The sequence below is a fragment of the Streptococcus parasanguinis genome, assembly GCF_032163505.1.
Classification (GTDB): Bacteria; Bacillota; Bacilli; order Lactobacillales; family Streptococcaceae; genus Streptococcus; species Streptococcus parasanguinis_V.
This window is the reverse complement of record NZ_CP134147.1, coordinates 1,777,013-1,794,600: the sequence shown is the minus strand read 5'-3', so window position 1 is coordinate 1,794,600 and position 17,588 is coordinate 1,777,013. Positions and strand designations below refer to the sequence as shown.

20 protein-coding genes are annotated in these 17,588 nt (G+C 38.3%); 17 read left to right on the top strand and 3 right to left on the bottom strand.

The genetic code is table 11. From position 1 onward, the window contains the following. Nucleotides 1–40 precede the first annotated feature (40 nt). A complete protein-coding gene (locus tag RIN70_RS08900; RefSeq protein ID WP_003005008.1) occupies nt 41–457 on the bottom strand; it encodes a pyridoxamine 5'-phosphate oxidase family protein in 417 nt (138 codons plus the stop codon). Nucleotides 458–515: 58 nt separating this feature from the next. Continuing rightward, complete coding sequence (locus RIN70_RS08895) at nt 516–863, bottom strand: helix-turn-helix domain-containing protein (RefSeq protein ID WP_003005054.1); 348 nt, start codon at nt 861–863, stop codon at nt 516–518. A 653-nt stretch (nt 864–1,516) separates the two neighbouring features. Between RIN70_RS08895 and RIN70_RS08890 the strand changes: the two genes are divergently transcribed. The 17 genes from RIN70_RS08890 to RIN70_RS08810 all read left to right on the top strand — a co-directional run bounded on the left by RIN70_RS08890 (nt 1,517) and on the right by RIN70_RS08810 (nt 15,679). After that, entirely contained in the window at nt 1,517–1,699 is a 183-nt protein-coding gene (locus RIN70_RS08890) for a hypothetical protein (protein ID WP_045759901.1), read from the top strand. A gap of 34 nt (nt 1,700–1,733) precedes the next feature. Next, entirely contained in the window at nt 1,734–2,030 is a 297-nt protein-coding gene (locus RIN70_RS08885) for a hypothetical protein (RefSeq protein WP_006149313.1), read from the top strand. 21 nt (nt 2,031–2,051) lie between these two features. Then, nucleotides 2,052–2,513 carry a hypothetical protein gene (locus tag RIN70_RS08880; protein ID WP_006149314.1) on the top strand — a complete coding sequence of 154 codons (462 nt, stop codon included), beginning with the start codon at nt 2,052–2,054 and terminating at the stop codon, nt 2,511–2,513. Between the two features lie 13 nt (nt 2,514–2,526). Next, nucleotides 2,527–4,215: an FtsK/SpoIIIE domain-containing protein gene (locus RIN70_RS08875; protein ID WP_313790540.1), complete on the top strand. Its 1,689-nt coding sequence runs from the start codon at nt 2,527–2,529 to the stop codon at nt 4,213–4,215. A gap of 207 nt (nt 4,216–4,422) precedes the next feature. Then, nucleotides 4,423–5,655, top strand: coding sequence for a replication initiation factor domain-containing protein (locus RIN70_RS08870; RefSeq protein WP_313790539.1), 1,233 nt, complete (start codon nt 4,423–4,425; stop codon nt 5,653–5,655). Between the two features lie 14 nt (nt 5,656–5,669). Continuing rightward, nucleotides 5,670–5,903, top strand: a complete 234-nt coding sequence (locus tag RIN70_RS08865) for a hypothetical protein (RefSeq protein ID WP_313790538.1) — start codon at nt 5,670–5,672, stop codon at nt 5,901–5,903. Nucleotide 5,904: 1 nt separating this feature from the next. Further along, the gene (locus RIN70_RS08860; RefSeq protein WP_313790537.1) at nt 5,905–6,462 is read left to right on the top strand and encodes a conjugal transfer protein; all 558 of its coding nucleotides are present in this window, start codon (nt 5,905–5,907) and stop codon (nt 6,460–6,462) included. Nucleotides 6,463–6,472: 10 nt separating this feature from the next. Continuing rightward, nucleotides 6,473–7,468, top strand: coding sequence for a conjugal transfer protein (locus tag RIN70_RS08855; RefSeq protein WP_313790536.1), 996 nt, complete (start codon nt 6,473–6,475; stop codon nt 7,466–7,468). A gap of 9 nt (nt 7,469–7,477) precedes the next feature. Beyond that, nucleotides 7,478–7,702: a hypothetical protein gene (locus RIN70_RS08850; protein ID WP_070586816.1), complete on the top strand. Its 225-nt coding sequence runs from the start codon at nt 7,478–7,480 to the stop codon at nt 7,700–7,702. A gap of 2 nt (nt 7,703–7,704) precedes the next feature. Beyond that, nucleotides 7,705–8,115, top strand: coding sequence for a conjugal transfer protein (locus tag RIN70_RS08845; protein WP_049503699.1), 411 nt, complete (start codon nt 7,705–7,707; stop codon nt 8,113–8,115). A gap of 13 nt (nt 8,116–8,128) precedes the next feature. Next, nucleotides 8,129–10,633 (top strand): ATP-binding protein, encoded by a 2,505-nt coding sequence (locus RIN70_RS08840; RefSeq protein ID WP_313790535.1) that lies wholly within the window; start codon nt 8,129–8,131, stop codon nt 10,631–10,633. Nucleotides 10,634–10,644: 11 nt separating this feature from the next. Further along, nucleotides 10,645–12,528 (top strand): phage tail family protein, encoded by a 1,884-nt coding sequence (locus tag RIN70_RS08835; protein WP_313790534.1) that lies wholly within the window; start codon nt 10,645–10,647, stop codon nt 12,526–12,528. A 1-nt stretch (nt 12,529) separates the two neighbouring features. Next, nucleotides 12,530–12,754: a hypothetical protein gene (locus RIN70_RS08830; protein ID WP_009731701.1), complete on the top strand. Its 225-nt coding sequence runs from the start codon at nt 12,530–12,532 to the stop codon at nt 12,752–12,754. A gap of 16 nt (nt 12,755–12,770) precedes the next feature. Continuing rightward, nucleotides 12,771–13,883 carry a CHAP domain-containing protein gene (locus RIN70_RS08825; protein WP_313790533.1) on the top strand — a complete coding sequence of 371 codons (1,113 nt, stop codon included), beginning with the start codon at nt 12,771–12,773 and terminating at the stop codon, nt 13,881–13,883. Between the two features lie 16 nt (nt 13,884–13,899). Next, a complete protein-coding gene (locus RIN70_RS08820; RefSeq protein ID WP_003005186.1) occupies nt 13,900–14,148 on the top strand; it encodes a DUF3173 family protein in 249 nt (82 codons plus the stop codon). Nucleotide 14,149: 1 nt separating this feature from the next. Further along, nucleotides 14,150–15,301, top strand: a complete 1,152-nt coding sequence (locus RIN70_RS08815) for a site-specific integrase (protein WP_313790532.1) — start codon at nt 14,150–14,152, stop codon at nt 15,299–15,301. A gap of 78 nt (nt 15,302–15,379) precedes the next feature. Then, nucleotides 15,380–15,679 carry a YbaB/EbfC family nucleoid-associated protein gene (locus RIN70_RS08810; protein ID WP_003005613.1) on the top strand — a complete coding sequence of 100 codons (300 nt, stop codon included), beginning with the start codon at nt 15,380–15,382 and terminating at the stop codon, nt 15,677–15,679. Nucleotides 15,680–15,971: 292 nt separating this feature from the next. Here RIN70_RS08810 and RIN70_RS08805 read toward each other — a convergent pair whose 3' ends face one another. Further along, entirely contained in the window at nt 15,972–17,546 is a 1,575-nt protein-coding gene (locus RIN70_RS08805; RefSeq protein WP_313790531.1) for an ABC transporter ATP-binding protein, read from the bottom strand. Nucleotides 17,547–17,588 lie beyond the last annotated feature (42 nt).

The following is a 17,588-nucleotide window of genomic DNA, read 5'->3' as shown; positions in this document are numbered from 1 at the left end:
TATATATCCTCACTTTAATCCCCATTTTTGGAACTTTAATTTAAAGTTCTATAGTTTGTATTGTTTCTAGATCTTTGGTAACGATCGCAGTATCAAATCGTATTTCAAATAAAACTAAAGATTCCCCTGCAAATTCAATGGTATTTTTGTAACCTGGTACTTTAGCAATAAATTGGTCCGCCACTTCAAAAATAGTTTTGGTACTTTTTTGAACTAAACCCTTAGCTTTTACGTGTTCATTCCCAGAGTGTGGAATTGTAGTAAATGCAATATGAGAGTTTGATTCCATTTCCTTAATCTTATCATTACCTTTGAATGATGAGAAGTAGAGTATATTATTGGTTGAATCGTAAATAAAATTGACGATTCTTACATTTGGAATATTATTTACAGATGTCGCTAAGGCTATTTCTTTTTGTTCAGACATTATTTTCAAAAATTCTTTTTTTACATCCATTCTTAAAGCACTTCCTTTATTCAATGTAATTATCTAACAAAAAAGTCTAATTTTAAGTTTACTTGTTTTTGTCAAATGCTTCTTTTCTCTTTTTCATAAATTCAATCAGTTCTTTTTTGAATAATTCTTTTTCTTCCTCTGTCAGACCTTTTGAATTCATACGAAAAAGTAATTCAATATCTTCTAATACATCACTAGTTTGTCTGTTTTCTGTATTTCCTAACAAGTAATCAACTGAAACATATAAAATTTTAGATAATTTCACCAGATTGTCTTGGGTTGGTTTTTTGATTCCACGTTCCCATGAAGCGTAAGCTGGTTGGGAAATTCCTAGTTTTTCAGCTACATCGACTTGAGTGAGCCCAGCTTCTTTCCGAAGGTTTTTTAAGCGTTCCGAAAATTCCATTTTTGACCTCTAAAAATAATTTTAACTTTTTAAAATAATCTCTTGACAAATATAACTGTCAGTTATATAATGTAAATATAGCTGATGGTTATATAAGTTTTAAAAATAATAACACCTAATTATCGGCATTATGATCATTGACAATTAAATAAAAAGTGCGTCTGACAACCAGAGAACTGATCATCAGAACTACACATAAACTTCGTACCTTTATTGTAAATGTTTTGATACTAAAAGTCAAGTCCGTTTTACGGTTGAAGTGAAGATTTAAAACAAGTATTTGTGGGCTTCCACGCATTTCGGACTTTAGCACTTTTCCGAATAGTAAAGTGAACTGGCTTCGCCAAAGGGCGTAAGAGAATCTCTTGGGTATGATCAAGACTACCTAAAGAGATTGGCTGGGAAAGCGATGGTAATTTACGCAAAGCACCTTGCTAAACGTTGCCACCGTGGAAAGAGGGATCTTTCCAACCAAATAACTTTTCTTTACTGCTGTCTATCTAATTAGATAGACCTACTCTCAAGCTACTAAGTTCTTTCCTTTTTTCACTTAGTAGCTTTTTTACTTATTACAATAAAGGAGAATGATATGACAAACTTTTTTCGCACTACAATGTAAGCGACTCTACGATAACTATGAATTTACCTATGGTATGTTTAGTGAATCTGATAAACTACAGGCTAAACTCTATGCTCAGGCTCAAATAGATTTAGATCATCTCGCAGATGATGCTCGTAAAAATGGCTACGCTCATGGGGATATTCAATTCTATAGTCGTATGTTTAAACGCAAATTATTTACCCACTATTACTCAAGAGTGAAGCAACTAGCTTAACTCTTTTTATTTTACACTCAGAAAGGAAAATCTTATGATCTCAGAAACACTCAAAATGAAACCAGAATTTATTGGCCCTGCTTACTACGAACGTTTAGGAAATGCTCCTAAATTTATTTTTGGAAAAGAAGGTAAATACCAACGTCACATTCTAAACAGCGCAGAGCACGGTGCTTTCCATGTCATCACACCAGCTTCTACAACAGTCTTCCCAGAAGATGCTCTAGTAGAAACTGTCAACCCAATCTTTTTCCCAGACACTGCTTTAAATGGCAATACTGTTGCACCTTACCTCAATGTCTTTGCGGAAAAATTGGTAATTAAAAAATAAGAAATAAAAGGAGAAAATCACATGGCTAAAATTGGATTAAACTACGGAGAAAAACTACAAATTGCTGACAAGACTTATCGTGTTATTACAGACGGGCTAGATGTCCCAGCTGTCCTTGGAAAGCTGACTTTCCGAGGTATTGAAGGTCCTGATATCATCTTTGAAGTGGATCGCTCACAACGGAACCCTGATGGATCATTTGTACAAGTCAATACAGGGGAGATCCGTGGAATCGTTGTAGGGATTCATTCTTCTGTCCAGCACGAAACCCTCTTTTTCACTATCGCAGATATGTCTGAGTCTGAAATTGAAGATTTAGGCATTAAATACCGTGAAGAGGTTGAACTAGAAGATATTGTTATCACGCATACCCACGTCAATCGTAATGATATCTATAAGCTCTTTGCTTCTAAAATCAAGAAAAAAGCTGGAGGCGCACCGACTAAAGAAAACAAACCTGTAGAAAACAAGAAGGAAAACTAGGAGGTGATGCAGGATGAAACTCTTTACCTATCGGGGAAAAAGAGTTCGAGTTTTTCATCGTAAACTAAAGGGAATCACATGGTTTATCTGGTGGTTTCCTTTTTTGTTGGCTATTAGTTTCTACAGCTACTTACAGTTAGAAGAATTAAAAGTTCACCCCTTACCTCAAGGATACTTTCTAGGAGCTATATTCCTCTTTTCTTTGATCTTTTCTTGGTTTATCAATCGGGTTTGCTACAGGAAGATGCTCTTTTTTCAAAAGCTCAACAGCCTTCGAATTCTTTCTCGCTTTTTGCTAGAGAATAACCTCTATCTAGTTAAAAAGGTGAGACGTGAAAACAAGATCATTGAAAAAATCACCTTGCCTCAAGTGTATATCAAACAGTCTCGCTACAAGATTGAAATAAGTTTCATTCTAGAAGGCAATAAATTTCAAGATCGCTTCCTCAACCTTGGAGCTACGCTTGAAGTTATGTTTAATGGGGACTTTCGTAATAAAACCTTTGATAATCGCTTTATCAAATATGAAATTGCTATCAATCGGATTGAAAGCCGGATCACTATTGATGAAGTAAAAGTCAAGGGCTCCAAACTCCAGCTCATGAAGGATGTATCTTGGGATTATATTGAAGAACCTCATCTTCTCATTGGTGGTGGAACAGGTGGAGGAAAAACAGTTGTTCTCATGACTATAATCTATGCACTAGCTAAAATTGGCTTTGTTGATATCTGCGATCCAAAGAATTCGGATCTAGCTGGATTAAAGAAAATTTCAGTCTTCCATGGTCGTGTCTACACTAGTAAGGAAGATATCATCAACTGTTTTAAAGACAATGTAGAGTTCATGGAAAAACGCTATGAACTAATGTCTACTTCGCCAAAATTCCAAGCCGGAAAGAACTTTACTCACTATGACATGAAACCAAAATTCATTCTAGTGGACGAGTGGGCAGCTCTTATGGCAAAGATTGATCGTGACTATAGCCAACAGTCAGAACTCATGGAATATCTCTCACAGTTAGTTCTAGAAGGTCGGCAAGCTGGAGTTTTTATCATCTTTGCTATGCAACGGCCTGATGGAGAATTTATCAAAACGGCTCTTCGGGATAACTTTATGAAACGTCTCTCCGTCGGTCATTTAGAATCAACAGGGTATGACATGATGTTTGGAGATGCTAATAAAACCAAAGAGTTCAAAAAGCTGGATGAGATCAATGGAGTCAAGGTCAAAGGACGGGGCTATATCGCAAATAATGGTGAGTTGGCTGGTGAGTTTTTCTCTCCTTATGTACCGCTTGATCAAGGTTTTTCCTTCTACGATGCCTACTCTAAAATTCCTATTATGGAGTTTGAAGGTGAAGAGTTCTTGGTCTTTGAAGAATATAAACCACCGCTTGAAACAATTGATCCTATAGAGGAAGAGGAGGTAATAGAAAACGAACCAAACAAACGACCACTCAAGGAATTTGCGGACGAACAAAATCTTAAAATGCCAACCTTACGCAAGATTATCTATCTCTTAACAGAGCAAGGGATCATCTTTGAACGGACTGTATCCGCTATTCTAGTGGATCCTTTTCAAGAAAAACTTCTTCTTGAAATCCTCGCTCAATTTGAAGAGGGAGGACGCAGGTCTTATCCAAAAGCAGTTGAAGCGACGATTGTTCATCATGGGCTAGGACAAGGGCAAGGGCAAGCCTGACCGCAGGTCAGGCGCAGACCGTAGCCCGAAGTTTCTAGGCCATGATGAAACTTTAACCCCCGTTTTCTAATAGGGGGGTTACATTTGGCAAATACGCCAAGTCCACCCCTCCTCATTCCTTATGGGAGTTGGGTTTTCAATTTTTATGAAGTGTGTCACTTTCGTCAAAAAAGTGTGTCACTTCGTTAGAAAGAGGTGTTGCGATGAATGGACAAAATTAGTCCTTTTCATATTAAGAATTTCAGAAAACAAACAGGACTTAGTCAAAAAGCATTTGCACAAGCTGTTGATCTCCCTACAAGAACCTATCGCTCTTATGAAACAGGCGAAAGAGGACTGACGATTGATAAGTTCAGAGAACTAAAAGAAAAACTCGGTTACTATCAAGAGTGCGATAAAAACAGTCTTCGGGCTCAGATCGACTATCTACGATTGACCTTTCCTAGATTAAAGGATTTAGACGCTTTCTGTGAAAACTTCCTTCACTGTCACCTAAGCGAATTTACAAACCAAGAAACCCGTCTCATGAACTATACCCACTTATGGCAACGAGGGAATATCTGGATTTTTGATTTCTTTGATAAGTCTGTAACCAATGACTACCAAACTTGCCTTCAACTATCTGGTCAAGGATGCCGTGAGCTGGAATTGCTTCTAGAAGACAAGGGAATCACTTGGCAGATCTTTCTTCAAAACATTCTTTATTCCTATGAAGATGTTCGGGTGAAGCGACTCGATATCGCTCTCGATGAACTCTATAAAGGGTATGGTCACGAGGACGAACAAATTCAAATTCCCAAATTGATTGATAAACTCTATTCCAAAGAGATTGTTCTAGATACGATCAAGAAATGGAATATCACGGGTGGTGGATCTTTCACAGATAATGAAGACATGGAAGCTAATCACGGCTTGTCCATTTATTTTGGAAGTCGTCAAAGTCAACTCTACTTCAACTTTTATGAAAAGCGCTATGAAATTGCTCGAATGGAAAACATCTCCTTGGACGAATCCTTGGAGATTTTTGGTATCTGGAATCGCTATGAATTGCGGTTTTCAGATCAGAAAGCTCAAGGAATTGTGGAGGAATACATCAACGGTGTAGATCTCGGAGAAATCGCAAGAGGTATCATCAATAAAGAGATCCAAGTTTATGATGGTATCACTCGCTTCGGAGCCTATAAACCCGATGAAAAATGGCAAAAACTCTTTGGAGGAGTCGAACCCTTAAAACTTTCAACCAACCCTCAACCTTACAGTATTGAGCGAACGATTCGCTGGCTGACCTATCAAGTTGCTAACTCTCTTGCACTAGTCACTGAAGCGGACAAGATCCTCCAAACAGAATACATGAAAATGATCCAGAACAGTGGAGAGATTACAGATCGAGGGAAAGCCATGTTACGACTTCTCAAAGCCAATAAACAATATGAACACTAGAAAGGAAAAACTATATGGAATACAAAGTTCAAATTAATTCACTAGACAACTTTAAAGCCTGGTCTGGTGGACTAACCACCTTGAATACTGTCCGTGAACGTGGTGGAGTAGATACTCTAACCGTCATTTGTGAAGATATCTTCTCTGGTGAGACACCAACAGAAGTACAAATCAATGACTGGCTCTGGTTCGATTCAGATTTCATTTACCAAGCTCTAGGCTACGATGATCTGCTTGAGGCTTCTTGAGATGTTAAAGAAGATTTATCAAGCAGACTTTCTGCTTCTTCCAGAACAAGAATTCTGGAATATGTATATTCTCTTACGAAAGGGCAAAGACTTCTACTATGAATGTGCAGGTAGATGTACAGAAGATCTTCCAGATAGTAGAGGGTTCTATAACTATGAACATGCCTGTTTCACGCTAGATGGTCAAGTGTTGAGCGTAAATAAAAAAATGCGCCCCTCACTCATTACTTATATCCAAAAGACCATCAAAGACAATCAAGAAAAATTTAGAAAGGAAATTGAAATGGCCACTAAAACTATTTTTGAAAAGAAAGTCTCTCAAGTCACGAATGAACTGGGAGAATTACTTAAAAAGAAAGATCACAGAGAGGCTTGGACCAAGGCTGGAGAATTAAATAGTCTCCTAAAAAAAGAAGAAGCCAAGGATCTAAAACCTGACCTGATCGAACAACTCCAAACTGAGCTACGAGGCTACTATTACATTAATGGCGAGATCGAAAAAGCCAATAAGCGCCTTTATGCAAAAGGATCAAAGCTCATTGAGCTTGCTGGTCTCTAAAGGAGGATCTATGGATAAAGCCAAACGCTACTTGCTTCAAGCAAAAGAATACCTCTCACACTTTAAAAAGGTGGAGAAAAAAGGAGGCCCACCAAAGCTAAAAGTCACCAATAAAAAGACCGTCAATATTGCAGTCATAGGAGGAATTGCTTTCCTCCTTTTTGTTGGTCTCTTGGGATCTCTTCGTGCTATCACACTCTCAAATAAGGTAGGAACACTACAAGCTCAAGTGGAGTCCACTAAAAAACAAAGGGCACAACCAATGGAGTCTAGTAGAAAATACGACTATAAACTCCAGTACTACTTGAACGACTATGTCTACGCTTATTTCACCCTTCCACAAGAAGGAGATAAACAACAAGCTCAAGTGGAATACTTAAATAGCTTTTACAACTTCATTCCTGATGTGAAAGCTCAAGGTCAAGTTCGAAATCCTAGTGAACTTCTCTATTCTCAGTTAGTGACTGTAGAAGGAAAGGTTGCGACCTATAAGGTTAAATACAAGGAAAGCATCCATCGGGATAACAACACAGAAGAAAAAGAAATTGTGACAGGCTTCAATATTCCTTTTGATGAAAAAGATGGAAAATATTACGTTTCTGGCCTTCCTTGGTTTTCTGCCATTGAATCCTCACAAGCTGGACACTTTAGCGAAGATGATAAGCTCCAACTCACTGCCAATGATCATTTTTCAGACAGCGAGCGAAAGAAAGTAGAGAAATTCCTCAAGGTCTTCTTTACCAACTACACCACAAGCCAAGATAATCTTAATCTGATTGCTAAGGATGTGGATATCATCGCAAATAGCACTTTCAAAACGATCGACTACACTTATCTCAAACAGGACGGTGATGATTTAATCGCTTATGTCCAAGCTACCTTTGAAGTTGGAGGGACCACTCACTCGGAAAACTTCACCTTTACTCTCTCAGAAAAAGAAAAGACCTACTATGTCTCAAAACTAGAACACACCATTCCACTGAATTATGCAAATGATAAAGAATAGGAGAACTCTATGAATACAAACAATCTACGAACCTTCCTTCAGGGTGATGGAATTTGGATCCTGACAGCTATTGCTGTGCTCTTAGCGATCAAGTCTTGGCGGAACAGCTCTTGGCTTCAACTCTTCTCTGTCGTTGGTTTCTATGCCGTTATTGTTTCAATTGCGAAAGGACAAGATATCCTAAAAGCAGTCGGCTGGTTCCTGCGACTCTTCGGTATTGAATCAGGACTCTAAGTATGAATGAAGAAAGACTTTATGATTACAGTAAGGGCCTAAATGCTCCTTATTGGATCCAAGAAATCAAGACAAAAAAGGGCACTCGACTATGGTACTTTGCGACACCCATGCAGTTGTCCTTTTTCATTGTTTTTATCATCGTCTTTGTGGCCATGTTACTCTTTGGAGGTTTTATCTTTGTGCCACTCGCAAAAATCACTCACTCAATTTCTCTCTTGCTCTATTGGTATCTCCCTTACAAATTGGCCAAGTTCTATACTGAATACGAGCCTCACGGTAAAAAGATGCACGTCTTTATTGGAGATTACCTGATTTACTTTTGGGACTTTAAGATCAATAAAAAAGCTATCTACCATGAAGATCGAATAGAGCCTGTAGAAGAAATTGTCTTTGAAAAAACAAATCTATAGAAAAGGAGGGCCTATGAGTATTACTTTAACTTATCCTATAAGGGAAACACATGAAAATCTAGCTCTCAAAAAAGATCAAACAGTCGTTGCTTATTATCGTATTCCAAACACTCCCATCACAATTACAGATGATGAAAAAAAGGGCAAACATAAAATTACGGTTGCTCAAATGATGAAGAAGCTCCAGAAAAACAAGTTCTTTGAAATATCTCTGATCCCTAAAGACTATCTCTTAGAAGAGAAAATGAGAGACTTTTCAGATGCTCTAGCAGATGACAGTCGTGAACTAGGAGAAGAACTTCTTCTCTACACAGTGGATCGCCTAACAGATGAAATGGAAATCCCTTATCAGTTTGACTGGGTCGTAGGAGTGACTTTACGCAAACAAAATCATGGAGCTACAGTAAAAGACTTGGCCTATGAGAGCTTTAATGAGTTCACTGAAAAGATCGCAAAGGGTCTTGGCTATGAATATGAATTATGTCCCACCTGGTATGAAGACTATAAAAGTGATGAATTCACCATTTTCCAAGCCTTCTCAGTTCTTCGGGCAAAGCGTTTATCCAATGAAGAACTCTTTTATTACCAGCGGATGCAATACCTCCGTTATATTCCTCACTACAAGAAGGAGGTGCTCGCCAATCGTGCTCAATTCAATATCACAGACACCTTGATCAAAGTCTTAAAAGGTGGCTTTCTCAAGTTAGAAAGCCCCTATGGTTCATCTTTTGTGACGATTCTTCCTGTAGGTAAATTTCCTGTTCAATTCAACGGTTTTCATCTTGGCGAATTTATCCAACGTTTGAACTTCCCCGTTGAACTACGAATCAAGGCAGAATTCATTGATACCGGTAAGATCAAAGGTCGAATGGGACGATCGAATACACGTTACAGAAACATCATGGAAGAGGCAGAAAATACTGATACTGTTCAACAAGACGAGATCATCATGGGTTCCATCTCCCTAAAGGACTTAATGAAGAAAGTCGGAAACAAGGAAGATATCATCGAATATGGAGCCTATCTGATTGTTTCTGCTTCTAGTGTGAACCAACTACGACAAAGACGGCAAGTAGTTTTGAATTACTTTGATGATATGGGCGTTGAAATCAGTGAAGCCTCTCAAGACGGACCTTATCTCTTTCAAGCTCTGCTTTATGGAGAAAACCTCCAAAAGAAAACTCGCACCTGGACACATATGGTCACAGCTCGTGGATTTTCAGAACTCATGCCCTTCACCAATACCTCTTCTGGAAATCGTATCGGTTGGTATATCGGCCGAGTAGATAACTGGACAGGCCGTTGGGACAATATTGCAAAAGCTATTGATTCCTCAAAGAACATTGTCCTCTACAATGCGACAGTCGGAAATAAAGAAGATATCGCTGGAAAGATCACCAAGAACCCACACATCATTATTACGGGGGCAACAGGTCAAGGAAAATCCTTCCTTGCTCAGATCATCTTTTTAAGTGTGGCTTTACAAAATGTTAAAACCCTTTATATCGACCCTAAACGTGAACTTAGAAATCACTACCAAGAAGTGATCAACTCACCTGAATTTGCACGTCTCTATCCTGAACGCAAGAAACAGATTGAGAACTTTAACTTTGTGACACTGGATAGCTCACTACCATCAAACCACGGAGTCTTAGATCCTATTGTTGTTCTAGATAAAGAACAAGCTGTAGAAGTCGCAAAAAACATGCTTGAGTTTCTACTACAAGCTGTAGATGATGTCACGATGGATCAAAAAACAGCTATCACAGAAGCTATTAATGCGATTGTAGAAAAACGAGTCGCTGGTGAGAAGGTCGGATTTAAACACGTCCTAAAAGTTCTGAGAGACTCTACTTCCTCTGAAATTGCTTCGGTTGGTCGTTATCTGACCTCAATTGTCACAAACTCTATCTTGGAACTAGCCTTTTCAGATGGAACCACTCAAGGACTTAACTACGAGTCACGAGTGACCATCCTAGAGGTCAATAACCTCAAACTACCAAAAGACGATTCCACAAAAATTTCAGATCATGAACGCAATTCTATTGCCCTCATGTTTGCGCTGGGTGCCTTCTGTACCCACTTTGGAGAACGAAATGAAAATGAGGATACCATTGAGTTCTTTGATGAAGCATGGATTCTTATGAAGTCCGCAGAAGGAAAAGCCGTTATCAAAAATATGCGTCGGATTGGACGCTCCAAAAACAATACCTTGGCACTGATTACTCAATCTGTACATGATGCAGAAAATGACGATGATACAACTGGATTTGGGACTATCTTTGCTTTCTATGAAAAGTCAGAACGAGAAGATATCCTAAAACACGTCAATCTTGAAGTCACTGAAAGCAATCTCGAATGGATTGATAATATGATCTCTGGCCAATGCCTGTACTATGACGTGTATGGCAATCTCAATATGATTTCCGTACACAACATCTTTGAAGATATTGATATGCTTCTAAAACCAATGAAAGCTACGGTATCATCAAGCCTTGAAAATAAATACGCTAGTTAGGAGGTGGATCCATGCAAGAAGCTTTTGACAAACTAAGAGGAGTCGATATCTTCTCTCTCAAGTCCTATATGGAGCCTACTGGGTTCGCTTCTTTTAACGGGGCTTGGGTTCTGATTAATGAGCTTTTCGTCAACTTCTTCTTTTTCATTCTAAATGCAGTGGTAGGCTTCTTTTCTTTGCTGATTCGAATTCTTGAAAAAATTGATCTATACTCTAGCTATAAAAACTATGTGTTTAATGGAGCAATGAGTATCTGGAAAGGATTTATCGGTTCAAATGGGAGTGGTGTTTCCAAGCAATCACTCGTTTCAATGTTGCTTCTGATTTTAGCTTTCTACCTTTTTTATCAATATTTCTTTTCGAAAGGATCCTTTTCAAGAACACTCCTTCATGTTTTTCTAGTTCTCATCCTTGGTTTTGGTTACTTTGGAACAGTTGCAGGGACCTCTGGTGGTCTTTATCTGCTTGATACAATCAATAATGTCTCTAAAGAGGTCACTAAAAATATCACTCATATTAAAGTAGAATATGGAAAAAATAAGACGATCAAAATCGGTGATTCTATGGCAGATAGCTATATAGCAGAAACATCTTATAAAGCCTATGTCTTTGTCAATACTGGCCAAGAAAATGGTAAATATAAGAATAGCCAAAATGGAAAACAAGAAACTTTTGACGATAGTAAGGTATTAGGAACAGGCGATAAAAATGGAAACTTTACAGCGGTTAAATCCAAAGATCGCAATAAATATCTGGATGAACTAGGCAATGGAGCTAATGAAGATGGCGAAAAGAACCGTTGGGTTTCGGCAATGCCTGATTTCATCTTTACTCGTATGTTTTATGTCATTTTTAAAATTTTTGACGCTTTTGTATTAGCAATACCAGTTATTTTGATTCAAATGTTAAATGTCATTGCTCAGACACTCGTTCTGATGATGATCCTGCTCTTTCCAATTGTGCTATTAATGTCTTTTGTGCCAAGAATGCAGGATCTGATTTTTGGAGTCTTGAAAGTCATGTTTGGTGGGCTTCTTTTTCCAGCTATCACGAGTCTATTAACTCTGTTAGTCTTCTATATTGAGAAAATGATTGAAAATATTGTCATTACTGGCTTTGATAGTATCCTTAAAACACTTCCATCCTTGATCATCTTTGGTCTGGTCTTTAAACTACTCATTTCGGTTGTCTCAAAAGGACTTGTATACTTCCTTCTATGGAAATACAAAGCTGAGTTGATCCAATTCATTCTTGGCTCTAAAGCACGAATGGTGGCGAGTGACATTGGAAACAAAGTTGAAAAAGGAGTCACAAAGACCAGAGAGGTGGCTTCACAAGTACCATCGAGAAGTCTTTCATCTGCTCAACACCTTGGAAACTTTGCCTTAGCAGGTGCTGGATTTGGAGCTGGGATGATGATGAATGCCAAGAGTCACTTCCAAAATGTTGGTTCTTTCTTTACCAATAAGGGTTCAGAGCACCAACTTGATGAAGTGCTCCCAACGGAAACACTTGAGACTCCAGTAACTCCAGATGCTCCAGAACCAAGCATTCCGAAAACAAAGGCAACGCTTGAAAGTGTTAAACCAGTTGAAGAAAAAACACCAACTCCTTCAATGGGAACCCCAATCACGGTGGAGCCAACACCAAGTTCAAACGAAGAATTCAAGACACTAAAAGAAGAATGGATTTCTCCATTTAAACAACTCCGCATTAATAGTATTGAGCACAAATTAGAGGAATATAAAGATCCTCAAGCCATGTATAAAGCCCAAGGATCGAATGCCTTCACTCGTGCTTATAGGAAAACCATGACACGAGATGATAAATTGAGAGCTAATATTGGACGAAGAGACCGATTAACAGAACGCTTAAAACAACTTAGAGGAGAATGATATGAATACCAAGATACGCTCAAGAACTGCTTTTCCACGAGTTCTTGAAGAAACTCTTTATCAAGCCTACCAAGAAGGAAAACGCTCAGTCGATTTCCTTCTTTTGTTTCCAGTCTCAGAGCAAGAAAGAGACCAAATCATCCTACAGGCTAAGTCCTATTCAGTCGTTCTAGATGCTAAATGGCGTTTTGGGACTGTTTTGTTCACTGCTTATATAAGACATTAACTAGAAAGGAGATTCGATGAAAAAACTAAAATGGTTTCTATTAGCCGGTCTCATTCCTCTCTTTCTACCGGTCCTCATAATCATTATCCTTATGGGGGCTGTCGGAGGTGGTGGAACGAATGGCTCACCCCAATCCCAAAATGGAGTGACTTATGCGGATCACTGGTCAGATGGAGATCCCTATACTCACAATCTACTGGTTCATCGCTTCGGTATCACAGCAGAGCAATTAGACGGCTTTTTAGATACGTTAGGAATCTCCTATGATAAGAATCGAATTAATGGAAAGAAACTTCTCGAGTGGGAAGCTAAATCTAATCTTGATGTCCGTGGAATCGTTGCGATCGCACTAAATGAAAGTTCTCTTGGAACTGCTGGAGTAGCTACCAATCCTGGAGCTAATATGTTTGGTTTTGGAGCTTATGACTCCAATCCAGGATACGCCAATAACTTTAATGATGAAGTCGCTGTTGTCGGACTAACCCAACAAACTATCATTGGAAATAAAAACCAAACCTTCAAAATTCAAGATGACAAGGCTAAAAAGTTTGCGAATGGAACACTCAATCCAGCAACCGATGGTGGAGTCTATTTCACAGATACTACCGGATCGGGAAAAAGACGTGCTGAAACCATGCAAAAACTGGATGCCTTCATTGATGAACATGGAGGAACACCAAAAGCACCCGAACAAACTACAGGAAAAACTAGAGATGGTGGAGGAGTCACTTCAAATGATATACCGGTGGGTTATAGTCTGACAACAGCTATTGACACCACAGGATATATCACTAGTACCTATCCTTGGGGACAATGTACATGGTATGTCTTCAACCGTGGAAAACAAGTCGGAGTCAACTTTGATCCATTTATGGGAAATGGTGGTCAATGGATGAATAAACCAGGATTCACAACAACTCATACACCGACTGAGCACTCTGCTCTATCATTTAGCCCTGGACAAGCTGGAGCTGATCCAATATACGGACATATTTCGTTTGTGGAACAAGTTAAATCAGACGGCTCGATCCTGGTCTCAGAATGTAATGTTAAGGGATTAGGAATTATTAGTTACCGTACCTTTGACGCAGAAACTGCCAAACAATTTACCTATGTTATTGGACATTAGAAAGGAATAGATATATATGATTCAAGTTGTAGATAAAAATGATTTAATGGAATTGATTGGATATTCCGAAACTCAAGCTAGTAAATTAATACGAAAGGCTAAGAGCCAGCTTGTACAAGAAGGATTTGAATGGTATAAGAATAAACGTATTGGACGTGTACCAATTATTACAGTTGAATCCATTCTTGGTTTTCAAATACAATTAAAAAATGATATAATTGAGGGGAACCTTCAAAGCGCTGTCATGACTGAAGGAGAAAAATAGCATGGCGGTAATTAAACAGGACGATGGACTGTGGCTAGTTGATATTAGTGATGGTAAAAGTTCCTTAACTGGCAAACGTATACGACACCGCAAATCTAATTTTTTAACGAAAAAAGAAGCAGAGGAATATGAGGCTTATTACCGTATCCATAAGTTAAATCAGATACAGAATACAAAAAAACTCACCATGTCCTCTCTTTATGTAATGTTAAAAGAAGAAGATGAGCTTCGTGGAAATAAAAGAGGTACAATAGATACCCAGAACTCATACTATACCCAATATGTATCGCGATTCTTTGAAAATGCTGATATGTCTTCAGTTACCATTCAAGATGTAAAAAAATATCGAGATTGGTTAATTGAACAGCCTAGTGTAAAAGGTGGAACACTTACACCAACTCATATTAACCAACAAATGATTTTTGTTCATAAGTTGTTTGATATTGCTATTTCGAAAGGATTTAGACAAGATAATCCATGTGATGCTATTCGGAAACTTCCAGAAAAGCATAAAGAAATGTCTTACTATACTCCTGAACAATTCAAGGAGTTTGAGTCCTATTTCGAAGAAAGTGAATATCCTTTTAAACTTTTATATCGTGTACTCATGTTTACGGGAATTCGTATGGGAGAGGCACTTGCCTTGACTTGGAGAGATGTTTTTCTTGACGAGGGATATATTAAGATCCGTAAGTCAGCCTATTATCGCAATGGGGAAACACATATTGGATCTGTAAAGACAACTCAATCAAATAGAGAAATCTACATCCATAAAGCTTTTGTGGATGAGCTGAGAACTTGGAAAACAGTCCAAAGTCAAAAGTTGTCTAAGCTAACTGATTCAACTGATGATTTACAGATTTTCCAATTTTCAGGGGAGCCTATGACTGCTCCGAATGTCTCTAACTTTAGAGCATCATTCAAGAAACGATTGCCAAAAGACTTCAAATTGATTCGAAACCATGATTTTAGGCATTCGCATGTGGCCTTTTTAATTAATCAGGGATTGAGGAGAGGAGAAGGAAAGGATTATATCTTTTTCACTCTGATGAAACGACTAGGACATAGTTCTATCAATACAACAATAAATATCTACTCACATTTGTTCCCATCACAACAAAAAGAAGTCGCTAACGCATTTGACGATTTTTAGAAAAATGGGCAGAAGTGGGCAGTAAAAATTAAGCAATAGGGTCTAAACCCTTGATACGAAAGGAATCTAGAAAACATTATGATGAATATGCAAAATATGATGAAGCAAGCTCAAAAATTGCAAAAGCAAATGGAGCAAAGCCAAGCGGAATTAGCCGCAACTCAATTTGTAGGGAAATCTGCTCAGGATTTGGTTGTTGCAACTCTTACAGGTGATAAGAAGGTTGTTTCCATTGATTTCAATGCTGCAGTGGTCGACCCAGAAGATACAGAAACGCTTTCTGATATGACGGTGCAAGCCATCAATGCTGCCATTGAAGAAATTGATGCTGCAACCAAGAAAAAACTCGGTGCTTTCGCAGGGAAATTACCATTTTAAGCTAAGGAAGTTTTCATTAACTCAAAAGAGGCTCAGTTTTGAGCCTTTTTCAGATTGAAGACAAAGTCATATTAAAAACTTTCCTTGGGTGAGTACGGACGTTAGGTGAAATTATCCAGTGGATGATTTCAGCAATCCAGGAAGTTCCAAGACTAATTATTGAGCCTAAGGTCTCAATAATTCCGAGTGCCTGAAACGTTATTGTTTCAGGCACTTTTCTCACGGCGGAAAGTTTTAGTATTTTCTTTCTTTGAAACACTAACGATATATTTTTAGGTTTATGTCAGCAATTTTATTCTTTTCTTAGTTCAATGACTTGATCGTATCGACTTTCATTATCAATATGGTGAGCGATTTCTAACACCATCATCGGTAGTGAGAAAATCAAGTCTCGAACCATCTGGCTATTTTCTGCGTCAAGAGCTGCAGTTACCTCATCTGCTAATAAAATATCCTTTTTACGAAGTAGGAAGCGGGCTAGTTCAATCCGGACTCGTTGTCCGCCTGAAATATTTTCTCCGTTATTAGTGATTACAAAATCAAGTCCATCAGTGAGTTCATGGTCGAGTTTGACCTGTCTCAAAGCAGTCTCTAATTCTTGATCTGAAAACTCTTGTCCCAAACTGAGATTGTAGCGAATAGTATCATTAAAGAGGAAAGTATGCTGGCTGATAATGCCTACCTGACGAACAAAGTGACTTGTTTTAACTCCATCCCTTGTCCGACAAGTAATCGTTCCGGCATCCGGCTTTTCTTCTCCTGTGATCATTCGGAAGAGGGTTGATTTCCCACAGCCACTTGGCCCTTTGATGAGGACTTTTTCGCCTTGTCGAATGGATAGATTAAGATCGCGAATAATCTCTCTACCATTATAAGATTTACTTAAATGAGAAATTTCTAGTTCTTCTACTTGAGAGATCGAATGATTGTCCGATTTACTATCATCTGCTCGATTCAAGATTCCGAAAATCTTTTCTGCCGTTGTTTTGGCTCCTTGTACTTCAACCACATCATACATAATATTTTGTATAGGACCTACCAGTTGACCAGCGGCAATATACATTGCAACCAGGCTAGCCACTGAAACATGATGACCCTGCATAGCAAGGAAGAACCCTAATACCAAGGGGAGTACTTGGCTCAGAAAGACCATAAAACCATTACAAAAGAAAACAATATTATGGGTAAAAGCAAACTTTTGAATGGCTCGCTGATAACGTAGGTTGATATTCCAGACGCGCTGAGAATTTTCAGGCAAGGCCTGATTCATCCGCAAGGTTTGAGCCCCTCGAATACTATCAGAGATTTGGTTATGAACGGCTGTTCTTCCCTGAGACATTTCATCCCCTGAATTCTTTAGCTTATTATTCATTAAGAATTGTGGAATGGGACGTAAGATCGTGAAGAAAACAAAGATAGAACCCAATAAAACATTTTGGGCAATGATATAGATCGCCGTAATCAGCGCTCCAAATCCCCAACATGAAATAGACATATAGCGTTCAAAAAAGTTATCTCCTAAAAATTCCATATCCTGTGTCAGCATGGTAATTTTTTCATCTTCACCATATTCCCTGTCTTTCATTAACTTCTGAAAAAGTGCCGTTCGGATATTCATGTGAATTTCACGTCGAAAGACATTATTTGCATGATTACAAAATAACATTAGACTATACAAAGCGAAATAGACAGAAAAACCAAAGAGGGCAAATTTCCAAATAGAGGAATAGGTAAGGTTATTTTGATCTATCGATAGTGCTTTGGCAACAACCAAGGGTTGCCCCAAAGCGAGGCCCCCGTTTGCCAGTGCACCAATAATGGTTAGGTATTTTGTTTTTTTATCAAGATATTTAAAAATATTAATCATAAATCTCTCCTAGATAATAGAACCCTATTATTGAGAAATATC